The sequence below is a fragment of the Actinorectispora metalli genome (genome assembly GCF_056323685.1).
This window is the reverse complement of sequence record NZ_JBREYE010000001.1, coordinates 802,019-818,952: the sequence shown is the minus strand read 5'-3', so window position 1 is coordinate 818,952 and position 16,934 is coordinate 802,019. Positions and strand designations below refer to the sequence as shown.

Annotated in this window: 15 protein-coding genes, 1 pseudogene and 1 riboswitch; of the genes and pseudogenes, 8 read left to right on the top strand and 8 right to left on the bottom strand. The window is 68.1% G+C overall.

What is annotated here, in order from left to right; all coding sequences use genetic code 11:
• Nucleotides 1-59: 59 nt before the first annotated feature.
• From ACU6XJ_RS03795 to ACU6XJ_RS03785, 3 genes and pseudogenes are all read left to right on the top strand, one after another.
• The gene (locus ACU6XJ_RS03795) at nt 60-842 is read left to right on the top strand and encodes a ComEA family DNA-binding protein (RefSeq protein ID WP_476306900.1); all 783 of its coding nucleotides are present in this window, start codon (nt 60-62) and stop codon (nt 840-842) included.
• A pseudogene (locus ACU6XJ_RS03790) lies at nt 839-3,226 on the top strand (ComEC/Rec2 family competence protein); the annotation flags it as partial. The gene ACU6XJ_RS03795 and the pseudogene ACU6XJ_RS03790, both read left to right, overlap by 4 nt.
• A gap of 121 nt (nt 3,227-3,347) precedes the next feature.
• Nucleotides 3,348-4,055, top strand: coding sequence for a class I SAM-dependent methyltransferase (locus ACU6XJ_RS03785; protein ID WP_476313795.1), 708 nt, complete (start codon nt 3,348-3,350; stop codon nt 4,053-4,055).
• A gap of 358 nt (nt 4,056-4,413) precedes the next feature.
• Here the strand turns inward: ACU6XJ_RS03785 and thrC are convergent, their stop codons facing one another.
• The gene (gene thrC, locus ACU6XJ_RS03780; protein WP_476306899.1) at nt 4,414-5,670 is read right to left on the bottom strand and encodes a threonine synthase; all 1,257 of its coding nucleotides are present in this window, start codon (nt 5,668-5,670) and stop codon (nt 4,414-4,416) included.
• 11 nt (nt 5,671-5,681) lie between these two features.
• Nucleotides 5,682-5,812: riboswitch (SAM riboswitch) on the bottom strand.
• 108 nt (nt 5,813-5,920) lie between these two features.
• Here thrC and holA point away from each other — a divergent pair.
• The gene (gene holA / locus ACU6XJ_RS03775) at nt 5,921-6,904 is read left to right on the top strand and encodes a DNA polymerase III subunit delta (protein ID WP_476306898.1); all 984 of its coding nucleotides are present in this window, start codon (nt 5,921-5,923) and stop codon (nt 6,902-6,904) included.
• 743 nt (nt 6,905-7,647) lie between these two features.
• Here holA and ACU6XJ_RS03770 read toward each other — a convergent pair.
• The 3 genes from ACU6XJ_RS03770 to rpsT form a co-directional block, all read right to left on the bottom strand.
• Entirely contained in the window at nt 7,648-8,043 is a 396-nt protein-coding gene (locus tag ACU6XJ_RS03770; protein WP_476306896.1) for a subtilase-type protease inhibitor, read from the bottom strand.
• A 48-nt stretch (nt 8,044-8,091) separates the two neighbouring features.
• On the bottom strand, nt 8,092-8,493 hold the full coding sequence (locus ACU6XJ_RS03765; RefSeq protein ID WP_476306895.1) for an SSI family serine proteinase inhibitor: 402 nt from the start codon (nt 8,491-8,493) through the stop codon (nt 8,092-8,094).
• A 351-nt stretch (nt 8,494-8,844) separates the two neighbouring features.
• Nucleotides 8,845-9,105, bottom strand: a complete 261-nt coding sequence (rpsT, locus tag ACU6XJ_RS03760) for a 30S ribosomal protein S20 (protein ID WP_476306894.1) — start codon at nt 9,103-9,105, stop codon at nt 8,845-8,847.
• A gap of 217 nt (nt 9,106-9,322) precedes the next feature.
• Here rpsT and ACU6XJ_RS03755 point away from each other — a divergent pair, with 217 nt between their 5' ends.
• Nucleotides 9,323-10,129: a TSUP family transporter gene (locus ACU6XJ_RS03755; protein ID WP_476306893.1), complete on the top strand. Its 807-nt coding sequence runs from the start codon at nt 9,323-9,325 to the stop codon at nt 10,127-10,129.
• Nucleotides 10,130-10,424: 295 nt separating this feature from the next.
• On the opposite strand, the gene ACU6XJ_RS03750 is transcribed toward ACU6XJ_RS03755, so the two are convergent.
• The 3 genes from ACU6XJ_RS03750 to ACU6XJ_RS03740 all read right to left on the bottom strand — a co-directional run bounded on the left by ACU6XJ_RS03750 (nt 10,425) and on the right by ACU6XJ_RS03740 (nt 12,646).
• Nucleotides 10,425-11,375: a hypothetical protein gene (locus tag ACU6XJ_RS03750; protein ID WP_476306891.1), complete on the bottom strand. Its 951-nt coding sequence runs from the start codon at nt 11,373-11,375 to the stop codon at nt 10,425-10,427.
• Nucleotides 11,376-11,520: 145 nt separating this feature from the next.
• Nucleotides 11,521-11,724 (bottom strand): type II toxin-antitoxin system antitoxin, encoded by a 204-nt coding sequence (locus ACU6XJ_RS03745; protein ID WP_476306890.1) that lies wholly within the window; start codon nt 11,722-11,724, stop codon nt 11,521-11,523.
• 7 nt (nt 11,725-11,731) lie between these two features.
• On the bottom strand, nt 11,732-12,646 hold the full coding sequence (locus tag ACU6XJ_RS03740; protein ID WP_476306889.1) for an SPFH domain-containing protein: 915 nt from the start codon (nt 12,644-12,646) through the stop codon (nt 11,732-11,734).
• 244 nt (nt 12,647-12,890) lie between these two features.
• Between ACU6XJ_RS03740 and ACU6XJ_RS03735 the strand changes: the two genes are divergently transcribed.
• Nucleotides 12,891-13,274 (top strand): VOC family protein, encoded by a 384-nt coding sequence (locus ACU6XJ_RS03735; protein WP_476306888.1) that lies wholly within the window; start codon nt 12,891-12,893, stop codon nt 13,272-13,274.
• Between the two features lie 60 nt (nt 13,275-13,334).
• Here ACU6XJ_RS03735 and ACU6XJ_RS03730 read toward each other — a convergent pair whose 3' ends face one another.
• Nucleotides 13,335-13,931, bottom strand: a complete 597-nt coding sequence (locus ACU6XJ_RS03730; RefSeq protein ID WP_476313793.1) for a class I SAM-dependent methyltransferase — start codon at nt 13,929-13,931, stop codon at nt 13,335-13,337.
• Nucleotides 13,932-14,624: 693 nt separating this feature from the next.
• Between ACU6XJ_RS03730 and lepA the strand changes: the two genes are divergently transcribed.
• Nucleotides 14,625-16,472, top strand: coding sequence for a translation elongation factor 4 (gene lepA, locus ACU6XJ_RS03725; RefSeq protein WP_476306887.1), 1,848 nt, complete (start codon nt 14,625-14,627; stop codon nt 16,470-16,472).
• 104 nt (nt 16,473-16,576) lie between these two features.
• On the top strand, nt 16,577-16,933 hold the full coding sequence (locus ACU6XJ_RS03720; protein ID WP_476306886.1) for a Uma2 family endonuclease: 357 nt from the start codon (nt 16,577-16,579) through the stop codon (nt 16,931-16,933).
• Nucleotide 16,934 lies beyond the last annotated feature (1 nt).

Genomic DNA, 16,934 nt, shown 5'->3' with positions numbered 1-16,934 from the left:
CTCCACAAGTTGATCTTGAAGGGAGGCGGAGGCCCCCCGTCGGTCCTAGCGTCGTGGACATGAGCAGACACCCCGGAATCTCCGACGTTCCCACCGACCAAGCCCAGCGCAGGCTCGCAGGCATGATGGCCCGAGCCAGATCCGAGAAACAGCAGGCGGAAAGCCCACCAGGCGATCCGCCGCCCGCCACGGCATGTTCGGCAGGCTGGCTTGCCCGTCTGACCCAGCGCTGGCGCCCGGAGACACGTTTCGCACCAAGCCGGACCAGCGCTGCCGCCGCCTCGGCACTCGCCGCGGTGGTGATCGCGATCGTCGCGATCACGCTGTGGCCCAGGGGCTCTGGCGGTGAACCCGTCACCCCGGTGGCCGCGGCCGTGCCGGTCGCGCTGACGTCGGCCGTGAGCCCGCCGAGCACACCGACCAACGAGCTTGTCGTCAGCGTGGTGGGCAGGGTCGCCCGACCCGGCCTGGTCACGGTGGCGGCTGGCGCGCGGGTCGCGGACGCCGTGCAGGCGGCCGGAAACGCGTTGCCGGACACCGACCTGAGCTCACTCAACCTGGCACGGCGTCTCGCCGACGGCGAGCAGGTGCATGTCGGCGTTCCCGCACCGGCGGCGGCCGCCGAGTCGGACGGCACGGGGGCGACCCCGGCCAAGGCGGATCTGAACACGGCCACCGCACAACAGCTTGACGCGTTGCCCGGCATCGGCCCGGTCACCGCCAAGCGCATCGTCGACTGGCGGACTCGGCACGGGCGATTCCGGACGGTGGACCAGCTTCGCGAGATCGAGGGAATCGGCGAGAACAAGCTCGCCAAGCTCAGGGAGTTGGTGACGGTATGACCGGCCCCATCAGGTCGCCCCGCGGCCGGACCGATCTGCGACTGATCCCGGCGGCTCTCTCGGTCTGGGCGGTGACCCTGGGTGGCCTGCTCGGCGGCTGGTCGCTCGCAGCCATACCGGCTGCCTTCTCGGCCGTGCTGGTGACGGTGTTGCTGCTGACCTGGCACCGATGGTCGAGCGGACCACGTGGCGGCCCGACCGCGGGTCTGCTGATCGTGTTGGCGCTGACCGCCGCGGCTGGCACCGTCACCGCGACCGTGGCCTGGCGGTCGGCCACCCACCCACTGCGCACCGCGGCCGAGGACGCAGCCACCGAGAACAGCCGCGGCCACCAGGTCACGGTGGAGGCCAGGGTGCGGGACGACCCACGTGCGCTCCAGGCGGCGGGCTACGGCTCCCGTCCCGGTGGTGCCGTCACGCTCGCGGTGCCGGTGGTCGTGGAGAGAGCCGACGTCAACGGGCGGGTGGTGAGCCGCCGCGCCGAGGCACTCCTGCTGACTCCGACCGTCGGCTGGCAGGGCCTGCTGCCAGGCCAGCTGGTGCGTGCCCGTGCGGCGCCTGCACCGGCTCGCGGGGGCGACCTCACCGTCGCGGTGCTGCGGGTACGCGGCCCGCCGACGCTGCTGGACCGCCCTCCGTGGTGGCAACGCTGGGCCGGTGACCTCCGCGCAGGCCTCGTGCGAGCCGCGGCGGTCCTGCCTCCGGAGCCCGCAGCCCTGCTGCCCGCATTGGTGGTCGGGGACACCAGCGGCCTCTCGCCCAGGCTGATCGAGGAGTTCCGAGCTTCGGGACTGTCGCACCTGATGGCGGTCAGCGGTGCCAATGTGGCGATCGTGTGCGGGGCCGTGCTGCTCCTCGGCCGGATGTTGCGCACAGGCCCGCGTCTGGCCGCGGTAGTGGCGGCGATGGTGCTGGTCGGGTTCGTGATCATAGCCAGACCGCAGCCCAGCGTGCTGCGGGCGGCGGTGATGGGCGGCATCACCCTGCTGGCGCTGGTGTTGGGACGGCGGCGGTCGGCGTTGCCCGCGCTGGCGGGTGCGGTGATCGTGCTTCTCCTGGTGGAGCCGGGACTCGGTGTCGACCTCGGCTTCGCGCTGTCGGTGGTGGCCACCGCGGGTTTGGTGGTGCTGGCCCCGAACTGGGCGCAGCGCCTGCGGGACCGTGGCGTGCCGGTGGGCTTGGCCGAACTGCTCGTCGCGCCGCTGGTCGCGTTCCTGGTGACCGCACCGCTGATCGTGGGCATGACCGGGCAGTTGGGTGTGCTCGCGGTGGTCGCCAACCTGGTCGCGGTGCCGGTGGTGGCACCGGCCACCGTGCTCGGCGTGCTGGCCACGGTGACCGCGGGTGTGCACGAGGGCATGGCAGGCCTGCTCGTCAGGCTGGCTGAACCCGAACTGCGCTGGCTGATCACGGTGGCCCGCCGGGTGGCGGCCGTGCCCGGCACCCAGGTGCCGTGGCCGGGCGGGGTGGGCGGCGGGCTGGCCATGGCCGTGCTGCTGACGGCGCTGGTGCTGGCGATGCGCAGCCCGCGGGTGCGGCTGCTGTCGCTGCTCGCGCTGGTGGTCGCTCTGCTGCTGGTACCGGTCCGGCAGGCACTCGTGCCGTGGCCCGCCACCGGCTGGGCGGTGCTGGCCTGCGATGTGGGACAGGGAGACGCGGTGCTGCTCGCGACCGGTCACCCCGGTCAGGCGGTGGTCGTGGACACCGGCCCGGAGCCGTTGGCGATCGATACCTGCCTGCGGCACGCGGGGATCACCTCGGTGCCGTTGGTGATCTTGACGCACCTGCACGCCGATCACATAGGAGGGCTGTCAGGAGTCGCGGAAGGCAGGCGGGTGGGCGTGCTCGCCACCGGCGGGATTCGGCAGCCGCGCTGGGCCGCCGAGGAGGTCGAGCGGTTCGCGGTTGCGGCCGGGATCCAGCTGACCGAGTTTCAGTCTGGCCAGCGGATGCAGCTTCCAGGCCTGTTGGTCGAGGTGCTGGGGCCCGGCCCGGAACCGGCGCGGCGGGCACGGGAGGGAACAGGGGAGGACGGAACGCTGATCAACGACGCCTCGCTGGTGGTGCGGGCGCACACCGCGGCTGGGCGGGTGCTGCTGACCGGCGATGTGGAACTGGCGGGACAGGCCGCGCTGCTGAGCTCGGCCGTGGACATCAGAGCGGAGGTATTGAAGGTGCCGCACCACGGTTCCCGGTACAGCGCACCGGAGTTCCTGGCGGCGGTGCGGCCGAGGGTGGCGCTGGTCAGCGTCGGTGCGGGGAACCGGTACGGCCACCCCAACCCGTTGGTGGTGGGCGCCTTGCAGGGCTTGGGCGCCATGGTGTTGCGAACCGACGTCGACGGCTCGGTGGCGGTGCTGTCGACCGACAAGGGAATGGAGGTGGCCAGAGCCGGTCCCAGGGCGGGCAGACGGCACGGAGCACGAGCACCGCCGAGCGGATTCGGTCCAGTATCGTCGGCGTTCACCAGCAGGGACGAACCAGGCGAGCGGGTAGAGCTGAGGCATGACTTCCGGAGCGGACGAGTTCACCGTCGACCACATCGAGGACCTGTACCGGAGGTTCGCCGACGATCTACGCACCGTGCGCGAGGAGCAGCGCGCGATGCGGGCGACCCGCCCCACGATGAAGGCGCAGCTGGACGACCTCGAAGCGGAGATCACCTATCTGCTCATCCGGGAGCACCGCCCGGAGACGGTGGTGGAGATCGGCTCCCTGCACGGCTGGTCGACCACGTGGATGTTGCGGGCGCTGCGGGACAACGGGACCGGTCATCTCTTCACCCACGACCTGATCGACAACGCCGAGCGGAACGTGCCCGCCGAACTCGCCGAGGGCCGGTGGACCTTCGTGCACGGAGACGCCCGCGAGACGCTCGCCGACCACCCCCACAAGATCGACTACCTGTACGTGGACGCCGCGCACACGACCAGCTTCGCCCGCTGGTACACGGCCGAACTGTTCCCGACCGTGCCCGCGGGCGCTCCGGTCAGCGTGCACGACGTCTTCCACCACCGGCGGCCCTGGCCGATCAGCGAGGGCAAGGTCCTGCTGAACTGGCTGGCCGACCGCGGGATCGGCTACTTCACGCCATCCCGCGCCGCGGCCCACTCGGTCAACCGCAGGCTGACCGCACTGAAGGAGGAACTGGGGCTGACCGGGCACGTCCACACCGGCCGCGACAACCCCATGCTCTTCTTCACCCAGCGCTGACCAACGCCACACCCGCAACGCCACATCGGGCGAACGACGAAGTCCCGTGGGCAGGGATGATCCACCGCCTTGTGGCCAAGGTTTCCGCGTTGACGGAGATCATTTTCCGATGGCGCCTTCGGTGAGCCCATGAACGGCTCGCCATGCCGGCGGAGAGGTTCCGATGGCCTGGTGCCCTGCGTCATCGGGCCGACAAGATCCGCACCGCGCTTGTCCGACTTGGCTGTTCAAGTACGGATCACCCGCGCCGAACGTCGGGACGCTGGTGGAACCAGCGCCGAGGGTGGGAGGGGAGCCCAGCGGCTCCGACCTCGCACCCCCGACCTGGAGGTTCGGGTCTTGCCCGCCCGGTGGTGGGTCAGAAGCCGAGTGCCTCGTGGACCGCCTTGGCTGTGGGGGCCACGGTGGCCTTGGGGCCGATGCGGTCCTGCAGCGGGTCCAGGGTCTTGAGGCCGTCGCCGGTGATCAACAGGACCGTTTCGGCGTCGGTGTCGATCTGACCGGTTTCGACCAGCTTCTTGAAGGTCGCCACCGTGACGCCGCCTGCGGTTTCGGCGAAGATGCCCTCGGTGCGGGCCAGCAGACGGATGCCCTCGATGACCTCCTCGTCGGAGACGTCCTCGATGGCGCCGCCGGTGCGACGCACGGCATCCAGCACGTAGGGGCCGTCGGCGGGGGCGCCGATCGCCAGCGAGCGTGCGATGGTGTCCGGCCGCACCGGCTGCACCACGTCCTGGCCTGACTTGAACGCCGCCGACACCGGGGAGCAGCCGGTCGCCTGGGCGCCGTAGACCTTGTACGCCCGCTCGTCGACCAAGCCGAGCTGGGTGAACTCGCGGAAGGCCTTGTCCACCTTGGTCAGCTGCGAGCCCGAGGCAATGGGGATCACGACCTGGTCGGGCAGCCGCCAGCCGAGTTGCTCGGCGACCTCGTAGCCCAGTGTCTTGGAGCCTTCCGCATAGTACGGGCGGACGTTGACGTTGACGAACGCCCAGTCTTCGTGTTCCGCCGCGAGTTCGGTGGCGAGGCGGTTCACGTCGTCGTAGTTGCCGTCCACCGCGAGCAGCGCGCCGTCGTACACGGCGGTGGTGAGCACCTTCGCCCGCTCCAGAGAGGACGGGATCAGCACGACCGACTCCCAACCCGCGCGGGCGGCGGCCGCCGCGACCGCGTTGGCCAGGTTGCCGGTCGAGGGACACGCGAGCACCCGGAACCCGAGTTGGCGGGCGGCGCCGAGAGCCACCGCGACCACCCTGTCCTTGAACGAGTGCGTCGGGTTGCCGGTGTCGTCCTTGACCCACAGGTTCTTCACGCCCAGTGTCTGCGCCAAACGGTCGGCTTTCACCAGGCGGGTCAGGCCGGGCTGGGTGTTGGGGTGGGAGTCCACATCGGACGGTACGGGCAGCAGGCCGCGGTAGCGCCAGATGGACCGCGGACCGGCCTCGATGTCCTCGCGGCTGATCTTGCCGAAGTCGTAGGCCACCTCGAGGGGACCGAAGCACTCCGAGCACGCGAACTCGGCGGCAAGGGGAATCTCGTGACCGCACTCCCGACAGGACAGGGCACGGGCCGGACCGAGGTCGAAGGTCGAGTGGGTCTCTAGGACAGTCGTCATCGCGAGGTCTCTCCTCATCTTTCCCGCGCGGCGGGCCGGATTTGGCACCGTGATCGCTGGGCCTCGCGTGAGAAACACGGATTCGTCAGCGCCGGTTGCCGGGGTGTCGTAGGGCCGATCCCTCTACCCCTCTGGATGAGCAATATTCGGTTGTGGCGTTCACGCTACGGCACACCCATATGGATGGCCACCGCCAACAGTCGCATCGGCTTCCACGGGATCCGACCCGCGACGTGAAAGGATGTCCGGCGTGACCGCTCCAACCGTGCGTCAGAGTCAGCTCCAGCTCATTGTCGGCGAGGAAGAGCTGCTGGTGGAGCGCGTGATCGCGGACGCGCTCGGCACCGCCCGGGTGATTGATTCCGCGGCCGAGTTGCGCCGGGTGAAGGTGAGTGACATCACCCCTGCGGAGCTGGCCGAGTTGTTGAGTCCCTCGCTGTTCGCCGAGGGCAGGGTGATCGTGTTGGACGGCGCTCACGAGATCGGCAAGGAGCTGGCAGAGGCGGTGCTGGCCTACAGCAAGAACCCGGCCGACGGGGTCGTGCTGGTCGTGGTGCACTCCGGGGGCGGACGCTCCAAGGCGGCCAAGGATCTGCCGGGCGTGTTGCGCAAGGCGGGAGCCGAGGTCACCGAGTGCCCGAAGGTCACCAAGCAGTCGGATCGGGAGAACTTCGTCCGCAACGAGGTGCGGCGCGCGGGAGGCAAGGTCGAACCGGCCGCGGTCGGCGCGTTGATCGAATCCATCGGATCGGACCTGCGTGAGTTGGCCTCCGCCGCGTCCCAGCTGGTCGCCGACACCGGCGGAAAGGTGGATGAGGCCGCGGTGCGCCGCTACCACCGCGGCCGGGCCGAGGTTACCGGTTTCGTCGTGGCGGAGAAGGCCGTCACCGGCGACCGGGTTGCCGCACTGGAGGCGTTGCGCTGGGCGCTGCAGTCCGGCGTGCCGCATGTGCTCATCGCTGACGCGCTGGCCGATGCGGTCCGCACGATCGGGCGGGTGTCGGCGGTTGGCCGCGCGGACCCCTACCGGCTGTCCAGTGAACTCGGCATGCCGCCCTGGAAGATCAAGAAGGCGCAGGGTCAGTCACGTGGTTGGTCGCCGACGGGCATCGCCGCAGCCATGCAGGTCGTCGCGGCGCTCAACGCCGATGTCAAGGGCGTCGCCGCGAATGCCGACTACGCGCTGGAACGCGCCGTGTTTCAGATCGCCGATGCTCGCAACAACAGCAACTGAGCAAGCCTTCGATACAGGGTCGTCCGCGGGTGTGCGGGGCGCGGTCTGAAACGCGCACGGAGGCGCTTTCCCGCCGAAAGCAGATCGCCAACGCTCGCATAACGGCCGCGTTCGAGAGGACTACGGGAACAAGTAGCTGACCCTTGCAACAACGGCGATGGAAGCGGGCCGCACCCGAGTCGTCGGGGCGGACCCGCAGAACCAGATCGCCGACGGGTATGAGCACGGCACCCGAACAGGCAGGGTCACGTTCCGGGTGGGCCTTGGACGGCAGGCCGCACGAAACAGATCACTGACGCTTGTGACGACGACAACTGGGCAGGTCACGGTCGCGTTCGAGTGGCTTTGGCAGCGGGCCGCACGGAAACAGATCGCCGCGCGGGCGGTGCACGCTACCGAGACGGGGCGGCGGCGTCCGGGGGTCTTGGAGGGTGGACCACACAGGAACGGGGTGCCTCGCTGGCCCTGCCCCAGCGAGACACCCCGAGTCGAGCGGTGGTGAAGCTAACGGACTTCCGACCGGGTATCCCTGCAATACGCAGTCATCCCAAGCTCCAACTCTTTCCGCCCTCGTTTTTCCCTGTGCGGCCATCGCGGGCGCAGGAGAAACGCCCGCCGAGCGCTTTCCGAACGGAACTGTCCCTGCAACAGCCCGTCGTACGTTGCGCTCCGTAGTTCAGTACGGATGAGCCGCTCGGTGCTCACACCGGTATCCGATTTTTTTCGTAGCTGTGGTGCGGGTCTCAGAAGGAGAACAGCGGCCCGGTGGCGGTGCGCAGCACACACGGGTTGCCGTAGGTCTTCACGAACTCGACCGGCTTGCCTTCCCAGCGCCCGCGAGCGGTCACCGTGATCGGCTCGTACTGCATCGTGCAGGCGGTGCCGGGCTCGACATCCATCTTGGAGATGTCGCCCGCGACCTTGGCCAACTCAGCGCAGGCCGCGGCCGGGTTCGGGTGGTTGCCGCCGTTGGGCTTGCAGTGCAGTACGGCGTGCTTGGCGTTCTGCCCGGGCTTTTCGCCCTCGCTGACGGTCAACCTGAGCTGTGAGGCCGGTGCCGCGGCGGCGGGTGCGGCGATCGCGGGAGTCAGCGTGACGGCGGCGATGAAGGCCATTCCCAGCAGTTTCTTGGCGTACATGATCGTCCTTTCCAAGGCGTGGAAGTCGGGAGGCTGGTGGGAGTGGATTCAGCGCTGGAAGACCGGGCCGGTGTGGTACTCCAAAACGCAGGAGTTGGCGAAGGTCTCCCGGTACGAGACGGGCTTGCCCTTCCAGGTGCCGTTCGCGGTGACCGTGATCGGCCACAGGATGAACGGGCAACCGCCGCTGGTCTGCGCGACCTCCAGCTTGGTGAAGTCACCGTCGACCTTCGCCAACTCGCGGCAGGCACGGCCGGGCTGCTGGTGCTGCCCGCCGATGGGGTCGCAGGTCAGGCTGAAGACCTGCGTGGTGGCCGGCTCGGCGTAGTCCTCGGTCACGGTGAGCACCAGCGAGGTGTCCTGCTCGGCCGCGGCCGACGCCGGCACACCCGAGATGAGGGTGCCTGCTGCCGCGAGCAGCGCAAGGCCCAGCAGCTTAGCGCGAAGCATGGTGAATGCGTCCCTTCGAGATCGTCGTAAGGAGTGTGTTCCTCGGCGCTTGTGAGCGCCTCACGAGGGGTACGTATGAATCGCCTTGTACTTACAGTGAGGACGTTCATAGGAGTAATCCTGTGCACGCAGTAACGCTTGTGGGTAGGCACCCACACGGTGTAAGTGCACGGGGGAAATGTGTGTTCGGGCTCACGGAGGTCAGCGCAGGGTGAGCCACGGAGCCCGGAAAGCAGACTTCAGGGCGGATTTCTGCAACAGAGGCTGTCACCGTGCGAGTTCGGCGGAAAAACGTCTGCACCTACAAAAAATGCCCCGTCGGATGACGGGGCATTTCGCGAAGCTGGAACGTCAGAGCTTGTTGACCTGCTGAGCGATCGAGGACTTCTTGTTGGCGGCCTGGTTGGCGTGGATCACGCCTTTGGTGGCGGCCTTGTCCAGCGCGCGGCTGGCGGCGCGGCCAAGCTCGATCGCCTTGTCCTTCTCACCGGCGGCAGCGGCCTCACGGAACTTGCGGACGGCCGTCTTGACAGCGGACTTCACGGACTTGTTCCGGAGTCGCGCCTTCTCGTTGGTCTTGATCCGCTTCTGCTGGGACTTGATATTGGCCATGCCAATGCCTCTTTCGAAGGAGTCGGGTTCGCACCGCGCCGTAGTGGCTCCGCGCCCGCCGACCGGCAGGCACGGCTTTCCTCCATGACGGAATGCCGCACGGTACTGACCGCAAATGCTAACAGCAGGCCGGATGAGCTATGCGCGGCGGTCCGCAAGGCTGTCACCTGCGTCTCTTGTCACCCGATCGGGTTAAGCTCGAACCTAGGGTTTCCTCGTGACAACCGCACTGGGGTGGCCTGGCTTCGCCGATCTGTCGATGCTCGCTCTGTTCGTGTTGATCACCGCCGCGTTCGCGGCGGGCCTGATCGACTCGATCGTCGGCGGTGGGGGCCTGATCCAGCTGCCCGCGCTGTTCCTGTTCATGCCCGGTGGCGAGCCGGTGTACTCGCTGGCCACGAACAAGCTGTCCTCGATCACCGGAACCTCGGCGGCGTTGGCGACCTTTGCCCGCCGCACCACCATCGACTGGCGGGTGGCGGTGCCGATGGCGGTCACCGCGCTGAGCGGCTCCTTCGCCGGGGCCTGGGTCGCCGACCTGCTGCCGCCCCGGGTGCTGTTGATGATCGTGCTCGCCGCGCTGGTCGTGGTCGGCCTCTACACCTGGCGGCAACCGCAGTTCGGCATGACCGAGACGATGCGTTACTCCGGGCCGACCCAACTGCTGCTGATGGCGCTGGGCGGCGTGGTCCTGGGCTTCTACGACGGTATCGCCGGGCCGGGCACGGGGTCCTTCCTGGTGTTCTTCCTGGTCGGACTGATCGGCTACGGCTTCCTGTCCGCTTCAGCGACCGCGAAAATCGCGAATATCGGCACGAATCTGGGTGCGCTGTTCTACTTCGTGCCGCAGGGCAAGGTGCTGTGGGGCCTCGGCCTGCTGATGGGCGTGTTCAACCTGCTCGGCGGCGTGCTCGGCGCCTCGGTGGCGGTGCGCCGCGGCTCCGCCTTCGTGCGCAAGGTCTTCCTCACCGTGGTCGCAGGCCTCGGTGCCACCCTCGGTGTCCGCCTCCTGACCGGAAGCTGACCCAGGCGGTACGGCGAAGGCTCAACACCGACGCGATCGAGCACAGTGGGCCGGGGTGCCTTCCGCGGAATGCCGCCACGGAGCGTCGCTCGTCGTCTCGACGCGCCGCGACGGCCCCAGGGACTGTCGTGATGTCTGCCCAAAGCGAGCCGCGTCCCTCGGGGGCTGGACTGGCTGACCCCGCTGGGCCGATGTCGATGGAGCTCCAGGCGACTGCGCTGTGCCGGAGCACGCTGTGGCGGCTCGGCGCCACGACCCAGGCGGATCGTGGCGCCGAGCGGCCGGACTGACAGCGCTACCGGTAGCTGTTGCGGGTGTAGGACAGCGAGAAGGCGCCTTCGTTGGCGAAGTAGATCGACACCAGCTTCGCCGGGACGGTGGCCAGCAGACCGCGCTGCAGGGCCGATCCGTCGTTCTGGTCGTCCCAGCCCCACGGGGCGTTGGCGGCGTTGTCCTTGCCGTTGTCCCCGCGGAACGTGCCGAAACTCGCGAAGGTCTCGGTGTTGAAGCGGCGGGCCCACATGCCGCCCGCGTCGAAGATGTTCACCAGTCGATACCCGACGAAGGTGTCGGTGCCGCTGGAGGGGACCTCCGCGGTCCCGCTGGGGTAGTAGACGACGCCGTCCCCGCCGGGGAAGCCCGCGCCGTCCCACGCGTACACGCCGTGGCCCTTGGCCTCCTGCCGCGTGGTCGGTCGCGCGTGGCCGCCGTAAGACCGCATCGGCACCGAACCGTCGATGTTCTCCTGGCCACCCTGGTAAGGGCTGCCTGCGGGGGTGTAGGAGTAGAAGTCGTTGTGCGCCACGGTGACCATCGCCTCGAACGCGCCGTAGGTGGTGCCGTTGCGGCGGATGGTGAGCAGCACGCCCTCCATGTCGTTCTCGTGCGTGTAGAGGTTGAACGGGTCGGAGACGTCCTCCCAGTCCCGCGGGTGGTAGTAGCCGTACACCACGAACCAGTGTGTCGAGGTCTCCACCACCGAGTAGTAGACGGTGCCGCTCAGCCAGGCCGGGTTGTCGTCCTGGTGCTCCCAGTTGTTGAGCGTGTTCCACTCGGCGTCGAAATCGACTGTGCTGACGTAGTCGGCGTCGTAATCGGAACTGTCGGTGTCCTGATAATGCACCGGAGCCCAGTACTGCGCGAGCTCCGCATCGGTCGCGGCCGCCGCGGGCAGCGGCGAGGCCACGACCGATGTCAGTGCGAGAAGGAAAGCGGAAAGCAGGCCGAGCTTTCTTGTCGCAGGCACACGAGTCTCCCGAGTGAATAGGGAAATTCACCGAATGCGCGTCACCGGAGAATCGACGCGACAACGGGAGACTATGAAGCCTGCTTATCGCTGCGATATCAGAACATTGAAGGACGGACGAACCTCGGATGAGCTGACCGTGCGCCTAGCCGTTCTCGTCCTTGCGGGGACGGCCGGGCCGACGCGGGGGAGTCGCCTTGGCGGGCAGCCTGCCGTTCTCGGCCAGCGCCCGCCGCAGCAGGAACTCGATCTGGGCGTTGACGCTGCGCAACTCGTCGTTCGCCCAGCGGGTCAGCGCATCGTGCACGGCCGGGTCCAGCCGCAGCAGGAAGCTCTTGCGATCAGGCATGTCCGGCTCAGTGGTAGAGCGAGCCCGCGTTGACCACCGGCTGCGTCGACCGATCACCGCACAGCACCACCAGCAGATTGCTCACCATCGCCGCCTTGCGCTCCTCGTCCAGTTCCACCACGTCCTGCTCGGCTAGGCGTTGCAGGGCCATTTCCACCATGCCGACGGCGCCCTCCACGATCCGTGCTCGGGCGGCCACCACGGCACTGGCCTGCTGCCGCTGCAGCATCGCCTGCGCGATTTCCGGTGCGTAGGCGAGATGGGTCAACCGGGACTCGATGACCCGGACGCCCGCCGCCCGCACGCGCAGCGTGATCTCGGCAGACAGCTTCTCGGTGATCTCGTCGGCGTTCTCCCGCAGCGAGAGGCCGGTCTCGCCGTGATTGTCGTAGGGGTAGGTGTTGGCGATGTGCCGCACCGCGGTCTCGGTCTGCACCTCGACGAAGGTGACGAAGTTGTCCACCTCGAAGCTGGCCTGCGCGGTGTCGGCGACCTGCCACACCACGACCGCGGCGATCTCGATGGGGTTGCCGTCCGCGTCGTTGACCTTGAGCGCCGCGGACTCGTGGTTGCGGATCCTGGTGGACACCGCCTTGCGGGTGGTCAGCGGGTTCACCCAGCGCAGGCCGGGCTCCCGCACGGTGCCCACGTAGCGACCGAGGAACTGCACCACCCTGGCCTGCCCCGGCGCGACCATGGTGAGACCCGCGAAGGTGATGAGGCCTCCCACCATGATCACCAGACCGACGATGAATTGGACCACTCCGTCGTTGGTGATGCCGAACACGAAGAGCAGTGCTCCCCCCACCACTGCGGCCAGCGCGAACAGAAACATCGGGATACCCGCGACGGCGAACGCGTCGCGCTCGGACACCCCGGGCGTGATGGGCCTGGGCAGGTCCGTGGTGATCGCTTCGGTCATGGCTGTCTCCCTCCCCTGGAGCCACGCCATCGTGGCTACTATCAAAGTGATATCACTTTTTCCGGCCACGAGCCAGCAAGCCGTCAAACCGTGTCCTCGCAGCCCGTTTCAGCAGATCACGCGATCTGAGCTGGGCTTACCACCACCGCCGCCTGCGGTTCGGGTGGGAATGAAGCACAAGACATCGGGTTGATGGCCGTGTCGGAACTGGCCTGACCCGGCAGGCGCGGGTTAGGAACAACGCATGGAGTTCTTGAGCAGCCGTGTGATCCTGCGTTCGCCCGACCCGCAGCGGGCCACCGAGTTCTACCGCGACGTGCTCGGTCTGGCGATCAGCCGCGAGTTCCCCGGCGGCACGGTGTTCTTCACGGGCCAGGGTCTGCTGGAGGTCTCGGGGCGCGGATCGGCCCAACCCAACGGCGCGGTGGAACTCTGGCTGCAGGTGCGCGACCTCGACGCGGCGATGGCCGAACTGTCCGCCAGCGGAGTCACGGTGCTCCGCGAGGCCAGGCGTGAGCCCTGGGGGCTGCTCGAGGCCTGGATCGCCGACCCCGACGGCCTGCGGATCGTGCTGGTGCAGATCCCCGAGGACCACCCCATCCGCAAGGACCTCCGGCCTCCGACGTGACCGCTGCCTGCGGTGTTGACCGACCGAAGGCGGCGGAGAACCTCAGGAAGCAGGCGTCGGTCACCGGACCGCGGTGACCTGGATCGCGGGCCCCACCTTGCCGGTGAACTCGCGGCGGGACACGACGACCTGGTCGAAGCCCGCCGCCCGCACCTCCGCATGCAGCTCATCGGCGGTGATCTCGGCGAACCGGAGGCCACGCTCATGCATGGACAGCACCAGCCTGCCGCCCGGCCGCAGAACCCGGTGCAGTTCCGCCAAGCCCGCGGCGCGGTCCGGCCAGAAGATCACGTTGTTCACCGAGATCACCTTGTCCACCGACGCTTCCGCGGCGCCGGTGTCCGCGGCGGAGCCGTCGCGCAATTCGACCCGGCCCTCCTGGATCATGGCCGCACAGCGATCGGCGGCCACGTCACGCATCACCAGTGACGGGTCGACGCCGACAACCCGGCCCTGGGCGACCTTCTCCGCCGCCGCGAAGACCCCTACCCCGGGGCCGAACCCGACGACCAGCACCTGATCGGTCGGCTGTAGCTGCGCGAGTGCCACCACGTACAGCTCGGCTTCCTCGTTCATCCGCGCCATCACCGCGCCGCCGATCCGCCCGACCAGCCCCCGCGGCCGGGAGAAGGCCGCGTCCAACACCCGCATCATCATCTCGCGCACCCCACCAGCACAGCACGCTCCGGGATCACCCGCCTCGGGGTTTCCCCCGAAAATCGCCGTGAGGTGCGGGCTGCCCCGCACCTCACGGTCGTCGGCGCTAAGCCGCGGGCCGGTCGGCACCCGCCGACCGGCTCTCCCACCGCATCTCCAACCGGCGGCGTCCCGAGGGTCCCAGCACACCACCCAGCGAGCACGCAGTCGGTCCGAATTCCGGGCGTGGTTGACCATCACACGTCCTCCTCCTTCAGCGGAGGGGTGCGCGCACAAACGAGGGAAGAGGTCGATCAGCCGATTGCCCGATACCGGGCACCGACAAGATCAGTGCACAACCGGGCGGCGGGCAAGCGGCCGACGTGATCGACTGCAACTGTCACTCGTCATGTGCCGCTCACCTCACTTCCGTTCATCTCGGTTGCGATCACGCCGAGAGGACTCGGCTTGATCGAGGTTAGGCGTACAGCGGGTAAACTCACCGTGACGTATGCCGTTTCCGGCGTCGTTTTTGACGTGATCGTGACGCCCTCGATCGCCTGCCCAGTCCGGGCAAACCCGGCTTGTGGAGGTCAACGCCGGACAAATGCCGCCTTTGGGTCGGAGCACGGACCGTACGACCAAGGGCTCGGCGAGCACGCCGGGTGGCATGGGACTATAGGGCGTCACTCGTTCGTTTCACCAAGGGACTTGATGAGCTCGTTCGCCGACACCACCTTCACGCCCCCGGAGCAGATCCGGAATTTCTGCATCATCGCGCACATCGACCACGGGAAGTCGACCCTGGCCGACCGCATGCTGCAGCTCACGGGTGTGGTCGAGGACCGCCTGATGCGCGCCCAGTACCTCGACCGGATGGACATCGAGCGCGAACGCGGCATCACGATCAAGGCGCAGAACGTCCGGCTGCCCTGGAAGCTGGACGACACCGACATCGTCCTGCACCTGATCGACACCCCTGGCCACGTCGACTTCACCTATGAGGTCTCCCGCGCGCTGGAGGCTTGCGAGGGCGCGATCCTGCTGGTCGACGCCGCGCAGGGCATCGAGGCCCAGACCCTGGCGAACCTGTACCTGGCGCTGGAACGGGACCTCACGATCATCCCGGTGCTGAACAAGATCGACCTACCTGCCGCCGACCCCGAGAAGTACGCCGCCGAGCTCGCGCACATCATCGGCTGCGAGCCCGACGAGGTGCTGCGCGTCTCCGCCAAGACCGGCCTCGGTGTCCGCGAGCTGCTCGACGAGGTGGTCCGCAAGGTCCCGGCGCCCGTCGGCAACGCCGACGCGCCCTCCCGCGCGATGATCTTCGACTCGGTCTACGACACCTACCGCGGCGTCATCACCTATATCAGGGTGATGGACGGCAAGATCACCCCGCGCGAGCGCATCAGGATGATGTCCACCAACGCCACCCACGAGCTGCTCGAGGTCGGCATCATCTCCCCGGAGCCCAAGGTCACCACCGGCCTCGGCGTCGGCGAGGTCGGCTACCTCATCACCGGTGTGAAGGACGTCCGCCAGTCCAAGGTCGGCGACACCGTCACCGCCGAACGCAAGGGCGCCACCGAACCGCTGGCCGGCTACCGCGAGCCGCGGCCGATGGTCTACTCCGGCCTCTACCCGATGGACGGCTCCGACTACCCGGAACTGCGCGAGGCGCTGGACAAGCTGCGGCTCAACGACGCCGCGCTCGCCTACGAGCCGGAGACCTCGGCGGCGCTGGGCTTCGGGTTCCGCTGCGGTTTCCTCGGCCTGCTGCACCTGGAGATCACCCGCGACCGCCTTGAGCGCGAGTTCGGCCTCGACCTGATCTCCACCGCGCCCAACGTGGTGTACCGGGTCACGATGGACGACGGCACCGAGCAGATCGTCACCAACCCATCGGACTGGCCCAAGGGCAAGATCGCCGATGTGTACGAGCCGATCACCAAGTGCACCGTGATCGCGCCCGCGGACTTCGTCGGCACCATCATGGAGCTCTGCCAGAGCAGGCGCGGCCAGCTTGGCGGCATGGACTACCTGTCCGAGGACCGCGTCGAGCTGCGCTACACACTGCCCCTCGGCGAGATCATCTTCGACTTCTTCGACGCTCTGAAATCGCGGACCAGGGGATATGCCTCGTTGGACTACGAGGAGTCCGGCGAGCAGGCCGCCGAGCTGGTCAAGGTGGACATCCTGCTGCAGGGCGAGCCGGTGGACGCCTTCAGCGCGATCGTGCACAAGGACGCCGCGTACGCCTACGGCACCAAGATGGCCACCAAGCTGCGGGAACTCATCCCGAGGCAGCAGTTCGAGGTGCCCATCCAGGCCGCCATCGGCGCCAGGGTAATCGCCCGCGAAACCATCCGCGCCATCCGCAAGGACGTGCTCGCCAAGTGCTACGGCGGTGACATCAGCCGCAAGCGCAAGCTGCTGGAGAAGCAGAAGGAAGGCAAGAAGCGGATGAAGATGGTCGGCCGCGTCGAGGTCCCTCAAGAGGCCTTCGTCGCCGCCCTGTCCACCGACGAGTCCCCGGACAAAAACAAGGGCAAGAAGTAGCCGATTCGTTCGATCGAGTGATCGCAGACTGACGGCCGCCAGTTTCTCCCGTTTTTGTCGCTCCCGCCCGCCAGGGTTGGCGCGGACTCGACTGGAGGCACGACATGGCAGTGGATGTTGATTGCAGCCGTCCCTTCACGGTTCATGACCTTGAGGGGACGCCTGAGGACGGGCGTCGCTACGAGCTTATCGACGGGGCACTCCTCGTCAGCCCCGTGCCGGGCTGGGCGCACCAGGTGATGTTGCTCAACAACCAGAAGGCCGCTTATCAGCGGCTGGGCGTGCCCAGCTACTGGGTGATCGATTCCCAGGAACTTCAGCTCACGGTGTTCGACCTGGGCCAGGACGGAACCTACGTGCGGGTCGGGGAGTTCAAGGCTGACGACTGCTTCGAAACCGAGCGGCCCTTCCCCGTGCGCATTCCGCCGGGGCGACTTCTCGGCAGGTCCCGACGCGAATGAT